General features: G+C 43.5%; 16 protein-coding genes. 5 read left to right on the top strand and 11 right to left on the bottom strand.

The genetic code is table 11. The annotated features are described in order from the left end of the window. Positions 1 to 3: 3 nt before the first annotated feature. From NTZ93_01310 to NTZ93_01280, 7 genes are read right to left on the bottom strand one after another with little or no spacing between them, the layout of a single operon-like run. Positions 4 to 714: a hypothetical protein gene (locus NTZ93_01310; GenBank protein ID MCX6816494.1), complete on the bottom strand. Its 711-nt coding sequence runs from the start codon at positions 712 to 714 to the stop codon at positions 4 to 6. Between the two features lie 22 nt (positions 715 to 736). After that, the gene (locus NTZ93_01305; GenBank protein MCX6816493.1) at positions 737 to 1216 is read right to left on the bottom strand and encodes a type II secretion system protein; all 480 of its coding nucleotides are present in this window, start codon (positions 1214 to 1216) and stop codon (positions 737 to 739) included. Next, complete coding sequence (locus NTZ93_01300) at positions 1204 to 1647, bottom strand: hypothetical protein (GenBank protein ID MCX6816492.1); 444 nt, start codon at positions 1645 to 1647, stop codon at positions 1204 to 1206. The genes NTZ93_01305 and NTZ93_01300 overlap by 13 nt, the downstream gene beginning before the upstream one ends. Then, positions 1634 to 2089 carry a type II secretion system protein gene (locus NTZ93_01295; protein MCX6816491.1) on the bottom strand — a complete coding sequence of 152 codons (456 nt, stop codon included), beginning with the start codon at positions 2087 to 2089 and terminating at the stop codon, positions 1634 to 1636. The genes NTZ93_01300 and NTZ93_01295 overlap by 14 nt, the downstream gene beginning before the upstream one ends. Then, positions 2086 to 2496 carry a prepilin-type N-terminal cleavage/methylation domain-containing protein gene (locus NTZ93_01290; protein ID MCX6816490.1) on the bottom strand — a complete coding sequence of 137 codons (411 nt, stop codon included), beginning with the start codon at positions 2494 to 2496 and terminating at the stop codon, positions 2086 to 2088. The genes NTZ93_01295 and NTZ93_01290 overlap by 4 nt, the downstream gene beginning before the upstream one ends. Next, positions 2493 to 2939: a prepilin-type N-terminal cleavage/methylation domain-containing protein gene (locus NTZ93_01285; protein ID MCX6816489.1), complete on the bottom strand. Its 447-nt coding sequence runs from the start codon at positions 2937 to 2939 to the stop codon at positions 2493 to 2495. Before NTZ93_01285 ends, NTZ93_01290 begins: the two co-directional genes overlap by 4 nt. Then, positions 2906 to 3685 carry a prepilin peptidase gene (locus NTZ93_01280; protein MCX6816488.1) on the bottom strand — a complete coding sequence of 260 codons (780 nt, stop codon included), beginning with the start codon at positions 3683 to 3685 and terminating at the stop codon, positions 2906 to 2908. The genes NTZ93_01285 and NTZ93_01280 overlap by 34 nt, the downstream gene beginning before the upstream one ends. Before the next feature lie 82 nt (positions 3686 to 3767). Here NTZ93_01280 and NTZ93_01275 point away from each other — a divergent pair, with 82 nt between their 5' ends. Further along, the gene (locus NTZ93_01275; protein ID MCX6816487.1) at positions 3768 to 4433 is read left to right on the top strand and encodes a transposase; all 666 of its coding nucleotides are present in this window, start codon (positions 3768 to 3770) and stop codon (positions 4431 to 4433) included. A 97-nt stretch (positions 4434 to 4530) separates the two neighbouring features. Here NTZ93_01275 and NTZ93_01270 read toward each other — a convergent pair whose 3' ends face one another. From NTZ93_01270 to NTZ93_01255, 4 genes are read right to left on the bottom strand one after another with little or no spacing between them, the layout of a single operon-like run. Further along, the gene (locus NTZ93_01270) at positions 4531 to 5205 is read right to left on the bottom strand and encodes a type II secretion system protein (GenBank protein ID MCX6816486.1); all 675 of its coding nucleotides are present in this window, start codon (positions 5203 to 5205) and stop codon (positions 4531 to 4533) included. 7 nt (positions 5206 to 5212) lie between these two features. Next, a complete protein-coding gene (locus NTZ93_01265) occupies positions 5213 to 6418 on the bottom strand; it encodes a type II secretion system F family protein (protein ID MCX6816485.1) in 1206 nt (401 codons plus the stop codon). Further along, positions 6418 to 7470: a type IV pilus twitching motility protein PilT gene (locus NTZ93_01260; GenBank protein MCX6816484.1), complete on the bottom strand. Its 1053-nt coding sequence runs from the start codon at positions 7468 to 7470 to the stop codon at positions 6418 to 6420. Before NTZ93_01260 ends, NTZ93_01265 begins: the two co-directional genes overlap by 1 nt. Positions 7471 to 7472: 2 nt before the next feature. Then, on the bottom strand, positions 7473 to 9176 hold the full coding sequence (locus NTZ93_01255) for a GspE/PulE family protein (GenBank protein ID MCX6816483.1): 1704 nt from the start codon (positions 9174 to 9176) through the stop codon (positions 7473 to 7475). A 26-nt stretch (positions 9177 to 9202) separates the two neighbouring features. Between NTZ93_01255 and NTZ93_01250 the strand changes: the two genes are divergently transcribed. The 4 genes from NTZ93_01250 to gyrA are packed head-to-tail and all read left to right on the top strand — an operon-like array spanning position 9203 to position 16410. Next, positions 9203 to 9856 carry a hypothetical protein gene (locus tag NTZ93_01250; GenBank protein MCX6816482.1) on the top strand — a complete coding sequence of 218 codons (654 nt, stop codon included), beginning with the start codon at positions 9203 to 9205 and terminating at the stop codon, positions 9854 to 9856. 16 nt (positions 9857 to 9872) lie between these two features. Beyond that, on the top strand, positions 9873 to 11828 hold the full coding sequence (locus tag NTZ93_01245) for a DNA gyrase subunit B (GenBank protein ID MCX6816481.1): 1956 nt from the start codon (positions 9873 to 9875) through the stop codon (positions 11826 to 11828). 13 nt (positions 11829 to 11841) lie between these two features. Next, a complete protein-coding gene (locus NTZ93_01240; protein MCX6816480.1) occupies positions 11842 to 13839 on the top strand; it encodes a sodium-translocating pyrophosphatase in 1998 nt (665 codons plus the stop codon). Between the two features lie 9 nt (positions 13840 to 13848). Next, positions 13849 to 16410, top strand: a complete 2562-nt coding sequence (gene gyrA / locus NTZ93_01235) for a DNA gyrase subunit A (protein ID MCX6816479.1) — start codon at positions 13849 to 13851, stop codon at positions 16408 to 16410. Positions 16411 to 16467: the final 57 nt, after the last annotated feature.

The following is a 16467-nucleotide window of genomic DNA, read 5'->3' as shown; positions in this document are numbered from 1 at the left end:
TTATCATTGTACTAAGTTTGTCCCGGAAAATAAAGCATAGTCAAATATTGCCGGCGCCGCCGGTTCGGTTCTGGTCACGTTAATCGCTTTCGACTCTAGAGTCGTCGCTTGGGCCGTTGAATTAACCTGATACACTTGCGGCGGTAATTCTATTGACCCGTACACCCTCAACTTCGTTTGGCTGTAAATCGGCCTGATCCGCACCAACCGATCATCCACCCCTACTGTCACTGAACGACTTCTTAAATAACCATCAGTCCCCGGAGTTGATATATCGGTTAAACCATTGTCGTATCCCGTACAGGCATTAATTCCGTCTCTTTTAACATTCCCGTCTTTGTCGATTACTGCTATTTCCAAAGATGCCGTCCCGGGACAAGCTTCTCCCCACTCAACCGTTAAAGTGTTTGCTCCTCCCAAAACTACTGTGGCCACATCGTTTTCACTCAAGGTCTCTAACTTTAAAACATTAACTCCTGTAACTGAATATTGACCAGTAATTCCCGCCACCGGTGGTAAAGGATAAGTCCCAACGGCTAAATTTTGTAAACCGGCCTCTATCCCGGCTTCTGCCGCATTAAATGCCCTCGACGCCTGGTCTTCCTGCTCGCTGATTTTAACATCCGTCGTTGATCGGGAAATAATCGACAAACCAAAGCCTAAAGCCACCGCCGCCACTAAAAGCACAATTAACACCGCTTGACCTTGTTTCATAATTCTATAGTAACTTATTAGTTTATTTTTGCCTAGTAGCCACCGAAGTGGCAAAATTTTGGCTGAATTTTTCTTGAACTTGGGATGACGTATCTCCGACAGTTAAAGTAAATTTGATGGTCACAATCTGGTTACCGCCACTGCCGTTTATGCAGGAAAATGTCAGCCCGGAAACCTCTCCCAATGTTCCGGTTAAAAACGCGCTGCCTGAAGCCACTCTATCACTAAGCAATTTATATAAAATCGGTGTGCCTCCATACGGCATTGTTAACGTTAAATTCCCAGCCCCGCACGCTATCTTATCTGCCCTTCTCACTTCTCTGGTTATTGCCTTGAGGGCAAAATCACCATCCTCATGTAATTGCTGCAATATTTGGGCCTTGCCGCCGCCTCGGAATGCCCCCAATAATATCGCCACTAAAGTAATGCTGAACAAAACCATTATTCCCGAAACGGTTAATACCTCAATCAGTGTAAAACCTTTTCCTTTTATCTTTCCCATAAAGTCAACTGCGTTACTTGATTTGTTTGATAAGTTTGCGCGCCTTCTTTCCAGGATACCACCACATTAACAGTCACTGGTGTTGGATTTTGGCTTAAAAGTACACAGCGTTTAAAAAAAGTATTAATGTTTATTTGGCAATTGCTTAATAAAGCCGGCCCCACTGTCCAATCCTCAGGTAAATTATAAGCCGTTGTTCCGTCCGCCTGGCCGGAGAATTGACTCCAGCTAAAATCCCGATAAGTCCTCATCAACTCCACGCCTTCTTGGGCTAAACTCACTGCTTGGGCTCGATCTTTCGCCACGCGGCTGTTTTTTACTGACAAAGACACTAAGGCTAAAATCGCCGTTAATAACAAAGCCATCATGCCTACTGCTACCACCACTTCAATCAACGACTGGCCTGAATTATTTGTCTTAAAGTAGTTCACCGCTGATCACCCCTCTTTGTTCAATAGTTACTTCATAACTGGTAGTGCCTTTGGATAAAGTAACCGTCTGCGCCCCTAGAACCTCTGCTTTTAGCACCTGAAAATAAATATTAAACGGGTCTACAAACTCAACCCCGTCTGTCAAATCAATTTTTTTTGCTACCCCGCCTACACACCAAGCCGTCACTGTATAATAGGATGAATGGCTAGTGTTAACCCTATAACCCTTGAATGGATTTGTACCGCAGTCCGTCGGTTTTTCCGAAGCCAAGGCTTTCTGTTGGACCGATCTTAAATTAGACAAAAACGTGGCTCCGTTCTGCTTCACCGCTTGTTTATCTCCAATTCCCCGGTAAGCCGCCAGCCCGCCGCCGAAAAGAACCGCGCTAATAGCCACCACCACCAGCAACTCCACCAACGTAAACCCTAACCCCAACTTCATAGGGGATTGCTAATCTTGTAATTACAGGTTATTCCTGTGCCGCAATTGCCACTGCAAGTATCTGTGCCTCCCAACTCCAAAGCCGCACATAATGTATAAATTGCCCCGGTAGCGCTGGTATAACGATACAAACGTCCAGTAGTCGGATCAGCTGGTATTGTGCCAATGTAACTGGGTGTTAATAAACTTAAATTACCTGTAGTTGGATAAACTTTTAGGTCAGTCCGATACATCTCTAAGGCCGCCCGGATTTGTTCCAAATCTCCCTGCCTGCGGCCATCTCTGGCTTTTTGATTCGCTACCCGGAAGTTAGCAATACCCACCATGGTTAATACAGCAATAATCGTCACAACTACCAACATTTCTATAAAAGTAAAACCCCGCTGGCGTAGGCAAACTTTTTTCATTGTTGGTTACTCACGCAAAAGTAATTTTTGGTTCCAGCCCAGCTACAAACCCCATTTGCTCCAACAGTATTGGCGTTGCCTGTTCCCGTATTCTCCAAATACGCACACAAACAATAAATGGTGTTTGTGGTTCCGGAATTAGTCGTATAAGTATAAACATATGTACCGGTGTTTTTCGGATCATTCGGAACCTGATTCATCGTTGTTTGACCAGCCGTGCAAATCAAACTTGAACCGAAACTCACTTCGGGATATCTCACATCCACGCTGTAACATTGCTCCAGCGCTTTTTGAATGGCCACCATATCACCTTGCCGCCGGGCATCCCTGCCTTTTTTCTGCGCCGTGGAAAAACTGACCGACCCAATCGCCAATAAAATGCCGATTATCGAAATTGTCACTAATAACTCTAAAAGAGTAAAACCTTTTGATACCACTGCCATATAATTCCTCCCCATAATTTAGCTATTATCATTCCTAATAAAAGGAATGGCCCGAAGGCTATTCTGTCCTTGAACTTCTTTTTCTTAATTAATATCAATATAGTGCCCACAGTTGCTCCTGTCAAGAACGCCAAAAAGTAAGCCACGACAATCCTGGGCCAGCCTAAAACCAGACCTAGTAATAAAGCCAGCAGGATATCACCGTCACCCATTTTTCCTTTGGAAACTAATCTGATTAACCAGATAAATCCCGCCGACAGCAAACCAACTAACAACACCAGCCATTGGTGCGAGAAAAATAACCTGATAATACTCACCGCAATTAACGGCCAGACAATTTGATCGGGGATCAGCATATATTTTTGATCAAAATAAGCAATTGCCAAAGAACCGGAAAACAAAATCAGCCAGTAGAGAAGCAGGGCTAAACTGTAAAATCCTTCCCAGGAACCAAAAAACCTAAAATTAACCGTCAGCAGCCAATAAATCCAGACAAACTCCATGCCGATTACTAATTCTGTTAGGGGATATTCAATCGGAATTTTCCTTTTGCATTTCCGGCATCGGCCTTTCAATAAAAGAAAGGAGAGGAGGGGAATATTGTCATACCAGGCGATCTTGACCTTGCAATAATCGCAGTAGGATCGTCCGCGCAGCGCCGAATCACCGTGCCTTACCCGATAAACCACCACATTTAAAAAACTACCGACCGCCAACCCCAGCAAAAACAGTATTAAATAATCCATTCTTTTACTATACCAAATCAATCAAATCAGCAACACCGCTACTACTCATTCCACTCCGGAGTGGAATGTTATAAAATAAACCATGCCCAGTAGAAAAACTCCTTTAGTCACTCAAGAAATATATCACGTCTTTAATAGGGGATTTAATAAAAAACAGATTTTCTTTTCCGAAAAAGACTACATCAGGGCCATCAAAACAATTCAATATTACCAATATTTAACTCCACCAATAAAATTTTCCTATCTCAATCTTCAAACACCAAAAAGACAAAAAAAGATATTACAACAACTTGTCCAAACATCTATTGATATCTTAGCTTATTGTTTTATGCCAAATCATTTTCATTTTCTTATCAAGCAAACTAAAGATAAAGGCATTCTTCAATCAATTAGTAAATTTTCCAACAGTTATTCAAAATACTTTAATACTATTTATGAAAAGCAGGGACCAGTTTTAGAAGGCAGATTTAAGGCTATTAGGGTTACCTCTAACGAACAATTATTACATCTCAGCCGCTATATTCATCTTAATCCCTTCACCTCATCAATTATTAAAGACATAAATAAAATTCAAGAATACCCGTATTCATCAATAAAAGAATATTTATCCTCCAGTCGATACAACCTATGCTCCACCGACACAATTTTGCGCGAGTTTAAAACAAAAAAATCTTATCTTGAATTCATTCAAAATCAAGCCGATTATCAAAAACAATTACACCTGATTAAATCTCTCTCCTTAGAGTAAACATTCCACTCCGGAGTGGAATGTTTTAAAAATAGCTTACTTTGTAACCAAAAACCCCTCGTTGCCGAGGGGTTTTAAAATTCAAATCAAACTTATTTTACTCTTCCGGAATACAGACATAACAAGCATCTACGTTAGTCGTCCATCCAGGCCCAGCCCCAGTGGCAACAAATTGTGTGGTGCAAGGTTGGACTATTGTCGGTAAGTCAGTACCGCCAATTGCTAAGCTTTTCAACTGTCCGGCTACAGCATTCCATTTAATCCGAGTTGCTTTTGAGGAAGGCACAAAGCAGACGCTGATTGACGGATCATTAAGTAATTTTATAACATAAAACTTGTCCTCTGCCAACGGTGTGCTTCTAAAAGCTTTTCTTTTGCCAAATTGGCTTTTCAATTCTTCTGTAGTAACCAGTAACCCCTTATTGGTACAGCCACTGGCACTCACAGTTTCTAAGAGATAGGATCCACTGGCCGGAACTGTAGCAACTGCCCCGCAGATACCTACACCGTTCATTGACGCTCGTCCGTAAAAAGCACCGGAAACTGCGGCTATTTCATTGCTCCAACCGACATTATTCCAGGGAAACTCTTCCGTAGAAGCAAAATAACGGTCAAGCGCCGACATAATTTGCGCCGCATCCGACCGCCGACCCGCATCCCGGGCTTTATTAATCTGCTCAATTGGGTTCAAGGCTGATAACACTGCTACCGCTAGAATACCAATTAAAGTAATCACTACCAACAACTCAATTAATGTAAAACCCTTCTTCATAAGCCTCCTAAAATTGGCTGGTTAGATTATAAATTGGCATAATAATGGCAATTACTAAAAACCCTACCCCCACACCTAATATAATCATCATAAGTGGCTCAATTGCGGTTGTCAAGCCCTTCACTGCCTGCTCGGATTCGGTTTCAAAATACCGAGAAACATTAAACATTACTTCGTCAATTTTCCCGGTTTCTTCACCCACAGCCAGCATTTGCGAAATCAGCGGCGGAAAATGTTCAAACTGGCCGATGGCCGCCGCCAAAGGCACACCTTTTTCCACATCCTTAGCCGCGGTTTTTATCGATCGGCCAAACAGTTCGTTGCCCGCCGCGCCGGAAACAATTTCCAAAGCCTCCACAATCGCCACTCCTGACTCGACCAACAACGCCAAAGTCCTGGTGATCTCCGTCAAAATCATTTTGGTTTTTAACGGTCCGATTATCGGTAAGCGTAAAATATAAGTATCATAAATCAGCCTGCCGGAAGCTGTTTTTCTCCATTTGCTGAAACTATACCCGCCCACCACTAATAAAACCAGCCAAAGCCAAATAGTTTTTGCCACAAACGTTGAAATACCAATTAAAACCTTGGTCACCATCGGTAATTCTGCCCCAAAGTCGTTATACATCGAAGTCAGTTTAGGGATCACAAAAATCATCATTATTGTCGCCACCACCACCATCGCTATGGTAATAATTGCCGGATAAATCAGCGCGCTTTTGGTTTTTGCCCGGAATTCCCCTTCCTTTTCCAGATTATCCGCCAAGCGTTGTAAGACCTTTTCCAAAACCCCCGCCGCCTCTCCCGACCGGACTAAAGACAAATAAATCCGGTCAAAAACACCTTCATGTTTCTGCAAAGCCTTGTAAAAAGATCCGCCGCCTTCCACATCCCTCAAAATTTCGTCTGTTAATTTACCCATGGCCGCGCCTGACTGATATTTTAGGATTGCTAAAGCGTTGGTCAATGGCAACCCGGCGGTCACCATCGTCGCCAACTGCCGGGTAAAATGAACTACTTCTGTCCGTCTAACCTTATTAAAACTCTCCAGCATCTTCATCCAAGCCGGCAAAAGTTCAATTTTGTCTAAGTTAATAATAAACAGGTTTTTGCTTCTTAAAATACTTTGGGCCTGGACCAAGTTCACTGCCTCAACTGTACCTTTAACTTTACGGTTATCTTTATCAGTGGCTAAATAATTAAATTTTTCCATTATCTTTTAACCAGACGCTCTAACTCTGCCGGGTTTAAAGCATAGCCTAGAGCCACTTTAAAATCGATTTTACTCTCGTTGACTAAACGGGCTAAATCCTGTTCCAAAGTATGCATTCCTAAATCTCCGGAGGTCTGAATAATGTTGTTAATCAAATGGGATTTTCCTTCCCTGATCGTTGTTTTTACTGCCGCAGAACCTAAAAGCACTTCTGTTGCCGCTGCCCGGCCGCCGCCGATTATCGGCAGCAATCTTTGGCTGATTACTGCCGCCAAGGTATTCGCTAACTGAGTTCTCACTTGGGCTTGCTGGCTTTCCGGAAAAACATCCACGATCCGGTCAACTGTCTGGGCCGCATTATTAGTATGTAGTGTCGCTAGCACCAAATGCCCGGTCTCTGCCACCGTCAGGGCCGCGGCAATCGTTTCGTAATCCCGCATTTCTCCGACCAACACCACATTAGGGTCTTCCCTTAGAACCGACCGCAAAGCCACTGACCAGGAGTGAGTATCACCATGCATTTCCCGCTGGGAGATGATGCTCTTTTGCGGTGTATAAACATACTCAATCGGATCTTCAATCGTCACAATATGCTCTGCCCTGGTCTTGTTGATTTCATCAATAATTGCCGCCAAAGTTGTACTTTTCCCATGCCCGGTTGGTCCGGTCACTAATACAAATCCCTGTTTTAATTCAGTAACCAAATGGCAAATTTTCGGCAAGCCTAATTCCTCGATGCTTTTTATTTTCTCAGTCACCAATCTTAATGCCGCCGCCATTGTCTCTTTCTGGTAATAAACATTTATCCTGAATCTACCTAAATGTCCAAAAGCAAAAGAAAAATCTAATTCTTTATTGACCAAAAACGTGTCTTTTTGCTCCGGAGTTAACAATGGAAAAATTAATGCCTTGGCTATCTCGGCCGTCACCACTTCTTGACCGACCGGCTCTAATTCACCATTAATCCTGAGGTAGGGCGGCACCCCCACCGTCAAATGCAAGTCTGAAGCTTTTTTTTCAACCACGAGACCTAATAAAGACTTTATCTCCATAATTAATCTTCAGCGACTCTGAGAACCTCTTCTAGAGTCGTCATGCCCTCCACTATTTTTAAATAACCATCTTGTTTCATATCAATCATACCACTTTCTTTTGCCTCTGCTTCAATTTTACTGGAAGGCACCCGCTCTAAAATCAAGCGGCCGATTTTTTCCGTTACCGGCAGCACTTCAAAAATCCCGATTCTGCCCAAATAACCGGTGCCGTTACACTCCTGACATTTCTTTCCTCGATATAGCTTAAAGTCATCTGATTTTAATAACGGGCCCAGCACTTTTTTAATATCCGCTACTACCGCAGCCGGGGGAGTATAACTTTCTCTGCAAAACTTACAAATCTGCCGGCAGACCCGTTGACCAACAATGCAAGTCATGGATGAAGCCAGCAAAAACGGTTCCATTTCCATATCCAAAAGCCTAGGGAGTGCTCCCGAAGCGCTATTCGTGTGTAAGGTTGAAAAAACCAAATGGCCGGTTAAAGATGCCTGAATCGCTAACTCCGCCGTTTCCTTATCCCGGATTTCGCCTACCATAATAATGTTCGGGTCCTGGCGCAAAAATGACCGCAATCCGGAAGAAAAAGTCAGTCCCGCCTGTGGATTCACTTGGACTTGGTTAACCCCGGGAATTTGATATTCCACCGGATCTTCCAAAGTTAAAATATTCACCCGGGGTGTGTTAATTTTTGAGAGCAGTGAATATAAAGTGGTCGTTTTTCCCGAACCGGTCGGCCCGGTTATCAAAATAATTCCGTGGGGAACCCGAATCGCTGTTTGTAAATTAGTCAACGCCATCCCTCTTAGCCCCAAATCCGGCAAATCCGGCACTTTAAGTTCCTTTTTTAGTAACCGCATCACCATTTTTTCCCCCCAGACCGAAGGTAAAGAAGAAATTCTTAAATCCACTTCTTCTGCACCGGCCTTAAAATTAAACCGACCATCCTGAGGTAAACGTTTTTCGTCAATTTTCATTCCTGCCAAAATTTTAATTCTCGAAATTACACTGTCATGAACATTTCTGGGTAAAATCAGTTTCTCGTATAAAATTCCGTCAATTCTGTACCTCACCCTGGTTTTATCTTCCAATGGCTCAATGTGCACATCGGAAGCTCTTGCCTTAATGGCAAACTCTAAAATTGTCGACACAATTTTAGCAATCGGTGCCTCCCGTATCACTCCGCCGCTATACTCATCCAAAGCTATTTTTTCTGACTTAATAGTAGTAGTTTCTTTTAATGCCTCCGTCACTTCTGTCGACAAGCTCTGGGTGTAATGTTCATCGATTATCTTTACCAGTTTACTTGGCTCGCCTAAAAATAATTTTAATCTCATCCCGGTTTTTCTCTCAATAAACTCCAAAGACTGCAAGTCCACGGGATTGGCCATTACCACGGATAATGTCTTTTGATTTTTATCAAGGGAAAACGGTAAAACTAAATATTTTTCCGCGACCGTCTGCGGCAGTAAATTTAATGCTTCCGGACTGGCGCTCACAGTGGAAACATCTAAATAAGGCACTTTAAGTAACTCCGCCTTCGTCTGAGTAATTTTGTTCTCGGAGACTAAATTATGTTTGATTAACAATTCTTCCGCCCCGGCCGCCGAACCCAAAACCTCTGTCTTAATCCGCTCATAGTCACTTTTTTTAAGTAATGACTTTTCCAAAAGAAAATCCAGTAATTTAAGGTCTTGGGCAGGCATAATAAAACTATTATATACTATTAAATATGCTTCATTCTATTCTAATTACCGCTAACAATCAAAGTCAAATTTTGACTTTAGCCCGTCAACTCAGCCACGATTCTTTACTACCTGCACCCGACACGTTAATTATTAATTCTGAACCCAGTATTGGTATTGCCGATATCCGCCATATTACTCATTTTTTAACGCGCAAACCAATGTTTAAAACCAATAACATTGTCTTTATTTCTCAAGCCGAGAAAATGACTTTTGAGGCCCAAAATGCTTTTTTAAAAACTCTGGAAGAGCCGCCCGCCCACTCATTAATTATTCTGGCAACACTTCAGCCGGATTCACTGCTGGAAACCATCATTTCCCGCTGTCAAATATTCCATATTTCTCCTTCCGATTCTCTTTCTTCTGCTTTACAAAAATCCCAGGCAGATATTTTTTGTCAACTAAAAGAAAGTTCTCCTGGTCAAAAAATTGCCTTGGCTAACCAACTGGCTGTTTCTAAGCAGGAGGCTTTGGAGTTTTGTTACCATCAATTACTCTTTTTAAGAGATTTAATGATTAATCAAAAACAATTTTACCTTCACTCTTTTATAAGACAAATTACCCAAAATATTGTATACTTGAATCAGAATGTTAACCCTAAACTGGTATTGGAAAATTTGTTTCTTCAACCAGTGATGTGATAAAGTAATAAATTCTATGTCTACTTACACCGCTAAAGATATTACTATTCTGGAAGGCTTAGAGCCAGTCCGGAAACGCCCCGGCATGTACATCGGCTCAACCGATGAACACGGCCTCCATCATATTTTAACGGAAATTATTGACAACTCCGTTGATGAAGCCATTCCCGGTTATGCCCGCAATATTTGGATTTCTTTGAATAAAAATGGTTCGGCCACGGTTATGGATGACGGCCGGGGTATCCCGATTGACAAACACAAAAGCGGTTTGTCCGCTCTGGAAGTTTCCATGACCAAACTTCATGCCGGCGGCAAATTTGGTTCGACCGCTTACCAGGCATCCGCCGGACTGCACGGTGTCGGCGCTTCCGCCGTTAATGCTTTATCTAGTTTTATGCGGGTAATCGTCAAACGCGACAGTAAAGTTGTTTATCAGGATTACGAACGGGGTAAAACTAAAACTCCTATCACTCAAATTAAAGAAATTCAATTAATTAAACTATTGCCAAATGACCACTTTAAATACCCAAATTCCCCGTCTTATACCATTTCTACCTTTATTCCTGACTCTCAAATCTTTAAAAAGCACGAAGGCTTCAATTTTATCACGGTCAAAAATCTCTGCCGGGAACGGGCTTTCTTAATTGCCAAACTGTCTTTCCATCTCTATAACGAGGAAACTAAAGAAGAATGCCATTTTTATTTTGACGGCGGTATCAAATCACTAATCAATTATTTAAATAAAAATAAAAAGCCACTCCACCCGGTAATTTATTTTTCTAAACAAGTTGATAATCTAGAAATTTCTGTCGGTGTGGAAATTGCCCTGCAATATAACGATACTTTTAACGAAAATATTCAAAGTTTTGCCAATGTTATTAATACTGGGGACGGCGGCACTCATTTGGCCGGTTTCCGTATGGCCTTAAATAAGGTTGTTCGGGATTATGCTGAAAAAAATAATTTACTTAAAGATGTTAAAAGCAATAATAGTTTGATCAGCGAGGATCTAAAAGAGGGTCTGGCGGCAGTTGTTTTTGTCAAAATGCCTTCAAACGATATTCAATTTGAGTCCCAAACGAAAACTAAACTTAACAATGCCGAAGCCCAATCAGCCGTTTTTGCTGTTGTCAAAGAAGGTTTAAGTGCCTACTTTGAAGAACATCCCGGGGACGCTAAAAAAATTCTGGATAAAATCTTGCTGGCCGCTCGGGCCCGTTTAGCCGCCCGGGCCGCCAAAGATGCCGTTATCCGCAAAGGCGCCCTGGAAGGCTCCACCTTACCAGGAACATTGGCAGATTGCCAAGAAACTCGGCCACAAAACTGTGAACTTTATATTGTCGAAGGTCCCTCTGCCGGCGGTTCCGCCAAACAAGGCCGGGACCGTAAATTTCAGGCCATTTTGCCTTTGGGCGGCAAAGTCCTAAATACGGAAAAAGCCCGCCTGGATAAAATTATTGCCTTTCAGGAATTGAAAAATTTGATTATTGCCTTAGGTATGGGAATCGGTGAAACCCTTAATCCGGAAAAATTACGCTACCATCGGATTATTATTATGTGCGATGCCGATGTTGACGGCGAACATATCACTACCTTATTATTAACCTTTTTCTACCGCCAGTTAAGACCCATCATTGATCACGGTTTCTTATATATTGCCATGCCGCCTTTATATAAAATCTCTTTTAACAAAACTGATAAATATGTTTATACCGACGCCGATAGGGAAGAATTTATTAAATCTTTAAAGGGCCAAAAATACACCCAACAGCGTTATAAAGGCTTGGGGGAAATGAACCCGGAACAACTCTGGGACACCACCATGAATCCCCAAACACGAATTTTAAAACAAGTTAATGTTGCCGACGCTCAAAGAGCCGATGAAACTTTTATTATGCTGATGGGAGAAGAAGTCGCCCCCCGGAAAAAATTTATTCAATCTCACGCCAAATTAGCTACCTTAGATATATAATTATAGGAGAAATATGAATATCCAGATTATTGCTCTTCTGTTTGCCCCGGCCACTGCCATTACTGCCTTAATTTACGGTTTTATTTTAACTAAAAAAATCTTAAAAGAAGGGGTCGAAAACGAGAAACTTCAACAAATCGCTCTGGCCGTTCAAAATGGCGCCATGGCTTACTTAAAAAAACAATTTATAGTCATTCTACCCATTGTGGTAGTTTTAACTTTAGCGATTTATTTCGGTCTAGGGAAGGGGATTGCCGCCACTTTTTTGATGGGGGCGTTTTTTAGCGCCCTGATTGGCTATTTAGGCATGTGGATTGCCGTTAAAGCGAATGTCCGCACGGCTAACAACGCCTTAAAAGGTTTAAACCCGGCTTTAAAAACTGCTTTTTCCGCCGGGACGGTTAACGGTATGTTGGTGGTTGGTTTAGGTTTGTTGGGTGTTTCTTTAATCTACGTTTGGTCTTATTTTAGCCACACTGACGCCACTCAGGTGTTAGTGGGCTATGGCTTCGGCGCCGCCTTAATCGCTTTATTTATGCGGGTAGGCGGTGGTATTTTCACCAAAGCCGCCGATGTCGGCGCTGACCTGGTCGGTAAAGTGGAGAAGGGGATACCGGAAGACGATCCGCGTAACCCCGCCGTCATCGCTGATAATGTCGGTGATAATGTGGGTGACTGCGCCGGTATGGCCGCCGATGTTTTTGAATCTTACGCCCTAACTATTGTTGCCGCCATGATTTTAGGCGGAGCGATGTTTGGCCTAAAAGGGGTCGTTTTCCCTCTGCTAGCCCGTTCCGGCGCAATCCTAACCTCAATTTTAGGCACCTTTTTTGTCAAAGCTAAGTCCGATCGGGAAGATCCGATCAAACCCTTAATCCGTGGTTTTATTGTTTCCGCTGTGGCCGCCATCATTATTTTTATGCTTTTGGCCACCTTTCTTTTAGGCGAACCAAAGGCGGGTTACGCCGCCGTCACCGGTATTGTCGCCATGCTGGCTTTACTTTACGTCACCAAATACTATACCGGACCAGGTGAAAAACCGGTCGTTACCACTGCCAAAGCCGCTCAAACCGGCGCCGGCACAAATTTAATCAGCGGTCTGGCTTTAGGTATGGAGTCGACTTTTTTCTCGGTCTTAATTGTGGCTGCCACAATCTTGCTTGGTTATCTATTTTTAGGTTTTTACGGTATCTCTCTGGCCGGTATGGGCATGCTGGCTACCACCGGCATTATTATGTCTTTGGACACTTTTGGCCCGATTAGTGATAACGCCCAGGGTATGGTCGAAATGGCCCATTTACAGGGTAAGGCCCCAAAAGTCACCAGCAACCTGGATGCTGTCGGCAACACCACTAAAGCCTTAACCAAAGGTTTTGCTGTCGGCTCTGCCGCCGTGGCCGCTTCCTCCTTATTTGCCACTTATTTTGAAGCGACCAAACTAAATGCAATCAACATTGCCAACCCCAAAGTCTTTATCGGGCTTTTATTAGGCGTCAGTCTACCGTTCTTGTTCAGCTCCCGCTTGATCGGTTCAGTTGGCCGTGCCGCCTTTGAAGTCGTTGAAGAGGTCCGCCGGCAATTTAAGACCATCAAAGGCATCATGGAAGGGAAAAATTTACCGGATTATTCTAGGGCGGTCACCATTGTTACCGCCGCTGCTCAAAAAGAACTGATCATTCCGGCTGCCATTGTGATTACTTTTCCTATTATCGTCAGCTTGTTAGGCGCTGAAGCTTTAGGCGGTTTTTTGGGCGGCGTGGTTGTTTCCGGCTTAACCTTAGCCCTGTTTATGTGTAATGGTGGCGGCGCTTGGGACAATGCCAAAAAATACATCGAGGATGGTCACTTCGGCGGCAAAGGCAGTGATGCCCATAAAGCGGCGGTCGTCGGCGATACTGTCGGCGACCCCTTAAAAGACACCTCTGGACCGGCTCTTAATCCGATGATGAAAATTGTCCAGATTGTGGCTTTATTAATCGCGCCTTTTGTTATTCAATTCATTGGTAAATAAACTAAATTTATGGATATCGGTAAACTCCAGCCGGTCGAGATCACTTCCGAAATGAAGCGGAGTTACTTGGACTATGCCATGAGCGTAATTGTCGCTCGGGCCCTACCGGATGTCCGCGATGGTTTAAAACCTGTCCACCGCCGGATTCTTTACGCCATGAAAGAGCAGGGGATTACTCATTCCTCCGCCTACAAAAAATCCGCCCGCGTCGTCGGCGAAGTTTTAGGTAAATACCATCCGCACGGCGATATGGCTGTCTATGACGCCATGGTCCGAATGGCCCAGGATTTTTCTTTAAGATACCCTCTGGTGGACGGCCATGGCAACTTCGGTTCGGTTGACGGCGATTCACCCGCCGCCATGCGTTATACCGAAGTCCGCTTAGCCAAAATCTCTGACGAACTTTTAAACGAATTGAATCAGGAAACCGTCGATTTTATTGACAATTTTGACGCTTCCTTAAAAGAACCGTTGGTTCTGCCGGCCAAACTGCCCAATCTTTTGTTAATGGGCGCCGATGGCATCGCTGTCGGTATGGCCACTAAAATTCCCCCGCACAACTTAGGTGAAGTGGTTAACGCGATCAATATTGTCGTTACCAAAACTAAAATCATTCCTCATCCGCAACGTCCGGAAAAACTGACTAATCCGGAAACGGTTGCCCCGGAATTATTAACCGGCAGTCTGGAATCAACCGTCACCTCCGCCGATTTAATGGCCGCTATTCCCGGACCGGATTTTCCCACCGCCGGCATTATTTACGATCAAGCTACTATCGAACAAGTTTATACCACTGGCCGTGGTTCAATTATCGTCCGGGCCAAAACCGAAATTGTTGAACGTAAAGGCCGGTTTCAAATTTTAGTTACCCAGTTGCCTTACCAGGTTAATAAGGCCCGTCTCATTGCTAAAATTGCCGATTTGGTCCGCAATAAAAAATTAAACGGCATCAAAGATCTGCGCGATGAATCCGACCGTCAAGGTCTGCAAATCTGCATCGAATTGAAAAAAGAAGCCAAACCCAAAGCCGTTCTCAATAATCTTTTTAAACACACCGAACTCCAAAGCAGCTTTCCCGCTAATCTCGTCGCCCTGGTGGACGGCACGCCGCAACTGCTTAATTTGCGCCAAATCCTTTTAGAATATTTAAAACACCGCCAGTTGGTGGTGATCCGCCGCACTCAATTTGAACTTAAAGCCGCCAAATTAAGAGCTCATATTTTGGAAGGTTTGAAAATTGCCCTTGATAATTTAGATGCGGTGATCACCACCATTAAAAAATCCAAAGACGCCGATACCGCCAAAATTAATTTAATGAAAAAATTCAAGCTTTCGGAAATTCAGGCCCAAGCAATTTTGGATATGCAACTTAGGCGCCTGGCCGCCCTGGAAAGACAAAAAATTGAAGACGAGTATCGGGCCATCAAAAAAACTATTGATATTTTGATTGCCTTGCTGTTGAATCCGGCTAAAGTTATTACTACCATCACTCAGGAATTAAAGGATTTAAAGCAAAAATATGCCGACCCGCGCCGCACCAAAATTATTAAAAACTCTTTAAAACAGTTTTCCGAAGAAGACCTGGAACCGGAAGAAGCTTGTCTCGTCACCATGACCAAAACCGGCTACATCAAACGCATGCCGATGAATACTTACCGTTCTCAGCGCCGCGGCGGCAAAGGCGTCACCGGTATGGCTACCAAAGAAGAAGATGAGGTTAATCAGATTTTTTCCGCTAATACTCACGACGTTCTCTTGATCTTTACGGACAAGGGGCGGGTTTTTAGGTTAAAAGTTTATGAAATTCCCGCCGGCTCCCGCCAAGCCAAGGGTCAGGCAATCATTAATTTAATCAATATCGAATCAACGGAAAAAATCCAGTCAGTTTTAAGTTTAGCCAAAGACAAACTCAACGAAGGTTATCTGTTAATGGTTACCCGTCAGGGCGTGATTAAAAAAACCGCCACTGCCGCTTACAGCAACATTCGTAGTAGCGGAATTATTGCCATTAAACTGGATAAGGATGACCAACTGGTTTGGGTCAAGCAGACTTCCGGCCACGACCACATTCTTTTAGTTTCCTATTCCGGCCAGTCAATTCATTTCAACGAAACCGATAGTCGTCCTTTGGGCCGGTCTTGCCGCGGTATTCGGGGCATCCGCTTAAATCCGACTGATTATGTTGTCGGCATGGCGGTTTTTAACCCTCTGCGTAAAAAGGTTAAGGGTAAACGAAAATTCTTCCAGGATATTTTAGTAGTCATGGAAAAAGGTTTGGGTAAACGGACCGACATCTCCGAGTATCCTTTGCAAAAACGCGGCGGCAAAGGTGTTAAAGCCAGTCAGGTCACTGAGAAAACCGGCAAACTAGTCTCTGCCCAGCTGGTCACCGAAATTATTGAAACCGTCATTCTCACTTCCAAAAAAGCCCAGGTAATTAAATTGCCCTTGAAAAACATTAAACGTATCGGCCGCACTACCCAAGGAGTGATTTTAATGCGCTTTGCCAAATCTGCCGATTCCGTCGCCGCCGTCGCCCTCTTGGAAAAACAGGAAACAGAAGAAGAATAAAAATGTGGTATAATCACTTTAATCAACTGCCCAGAGAGGCAGTTTTTTGTTAAAAAT

The sequence above is a fragment of the Candidatus Beckwithbacteria bacterium genome (assembly GCA_026397255.1).
Lineage (GTDB): Bacteria > Patescibacteriota > Microgenomatia > UBA1400 > CG1-02-47-37 > JAPLVF01.
This window is presented reverse-complemented; position numbering and strand designations above follow the sequence as displayed.